At 72.2% G+C, this 1,934-nt stretch carries 3 protein-coding genes; all 3 read right to left on the minus strand.

Annotation, left to right across the window (positions count from 1 at the left end):
* On the minus strand, positions 1–1,121 hold a 1,121-nt coding region (locus tag ACOZB4_RS34035; protein WP_422759738.1), incomplete at its 3' end, for a hypothetical protein.
* A gap of 20 nt (positions 1,122–1,141) precedes the next feature.
* Positions 1,142–1,519 (minus strand): hypothetical protein, encoded by a 378-nt coding sequence (locus ACOZB4_RS34040; protein WP_378844453.1) that lies wholly within the window; start codon positions 1,517–1,519, stop codon positions 1,142–1,144.
* Positions 1,520–1,533: 14 nt separating this feature from the next.
* Complete coding sequence (locus ACOZB4_RS34045; protein ID WP_422759739.1) at positions 1,534–1,914, minus strand: RRQRL motif-containing zinc-binding protein; 381 nt, start codon at positions 1,912–1,914, stop codon at positions 1,534–1,536.
* Between the last annotated feature and the right edge of the window lie 20 nt (positions 1,915–1,934).

The raw sequence follows: 1,934 nt of genomic DNA on the forward strand, positions 1-1,934 counted from the left end.
GGCTCCAGGTAGGGGCTGGGCTGGTCGGCCTGGTTGATGGCCTGGGCGGTCTCGGCCTTGGTGGCATCGCGCCAGAAGCGGGTGACCGTCTCGCGGAAGCGCCGGTCCTCGGGGTCCCGCTGGTGGCGGGTGGCGACGGCGTCGATGACGTGACGGACGTCCTGGACCCCGTCCGCGACCATCTGCTTGACGTCGGCGGACATGCTGGCCGTCTTCTCCTTTCCGGCACGGACGAGCGAGAGTGCCGGGCGGATGTTCTGGTCCTTTTCGACCTGGTCAGAGCTGGTGTCGGACGGATATCCACTGGTGTCCGCGTGGATGGTGGACTCGTGGGCTCGTGCCGTCGTGGCGTCACCAGCGGCCGGAGGAAGGATGGCCGGGGCCTGGGGTGCGGATGCCGCGAGGAGGGCGGGCACCGGGGCCGTGATGCCGGGGGTGAACATCCGCTCCAGGGCGACGCCCGCGCTCTGGGTGAGGCGGTCGCGCTGGACGTCCAGGAGGTCCGTGCCGAGGGTGGTGTCACCCGCGCCCACCTTCGCAGCGAGCTTCCAGGACTTCTTCACGGACTTGGCGCGGACCTTCTTGTCCGGGTGGGCGGCGGCGCGGGCCTGGTGGTAGGCGAGGTCGCGGATGACGGCGGCGGCGCGGGTCTCCGCCTCGATGTCGCGGCCGTCCTGGTGGATGACGACGATGCGGGCGAGGTAGGCGATGGCCTCGGCAGCGGCGGTGATGGCCATGGGGGTGAGGGCGTAGACGATGGTCTGGCCGATGCCCTGGGCGGCGGTGGCACCCATCGCGGCGGCGGCGGCCGGCAGGGCCCACAGGCCGAGGCGGACCACGAGGGGCGCGGGCCGGTTGAACAGGGTGGTGACCAGGAGGACCAGGGCCATGACGGCCGTGGCGCCCTCACCGGCGGCGAGCGCGCCCAGGGCGGTCTCGCCGCCGTAGCGGTGGGAGAGGTTGGAGTAGGTGCCGACGCCGCCGAGGATGCCGATGGCGAGCATCGGCACGATGGTCACCCACAGGAGGGTCTTCTGCATCCGGCTGATGGGGTTCTTCATGGTGGTGCTGCCTTCCTGGGTCTGTTGTGGCGTCGTGGCGTCGTGGACTCGTGACGTCATGAAGGAGGGGAGGAGGGCCATCACTTCGCCTTCTTCACAGGGCGGGGGGCGCGGGGCGTGACGCGCAGTTCCTTGATGGCGGCGGCGACGCCGATGACGCCGATCCCGATGCCGATGCCGCCGTAGGCGATGGCCTGGCCCATGGCCGCGATGGCCGGCGCGGCGACGACGAGGAGGACGGTCGCGGGGGTGCAGAGGATGAGCAGGCCGACGGCGGCGATCAGGCCGTTGCGGAGCCAGGCCGGGATGGGCTGGGTCGGCATCTGCACGACGACGGGGGCCTGCGCGGTCTGCGGGATGTAGACCGGCTGACCCTGCGGGGTGTAGCCGATCGTCACGCCGGGCGGGACGGCCGCGGGGAGCTGCTGGGGGATGTACGGGGTCGGGGTGGTGTCCACGGTGTTCGTCTCCTTCAGGCCGCGAGGGCCGGGGCATCGGCGCACCTGGAGCAGCAGCCCAGGGACGTCGGGATCACGTAGGGGTAGGTGACCAGGCAGACCGGACAGGTCCGGCGGGCGCGCATCATGGCGCGGTGTGCGCGCCACAGGCCGGGCGTCATCGGTCGGACCGGGAGGGCGAGGTCGAGGCGGTAGAGGTAGGCGGCGCGGACCAGGCGTTCGCGGGTTCCGGGCGGGCGCCGGCCGAGCCAGAGGATCTGGGCGACGACCGGCTGACCGCCGGGCCGCAGGCCGCGGGCGCGGAGCTGGCGGCGGGTGGCCAGGCCCTCGGGTGCCAGCTTCCGGGGGAAGGTCGGGACTCCGAACTCGTGGCCCTCGGGGTCGAAGAACTTCACTGGTTCACCTCCTATTGGCC

It is taken from the genome of Paenibacillus sp. NPDC058898, from assembly GCF_049316025.1.
In the GTDB taxonomy this organism is placed as follows: domain Bacteria; phylum Bacillota; class Bacilli; order Paenibacillales; family Paenibacillaceae; genus Paenibacillus_AQ.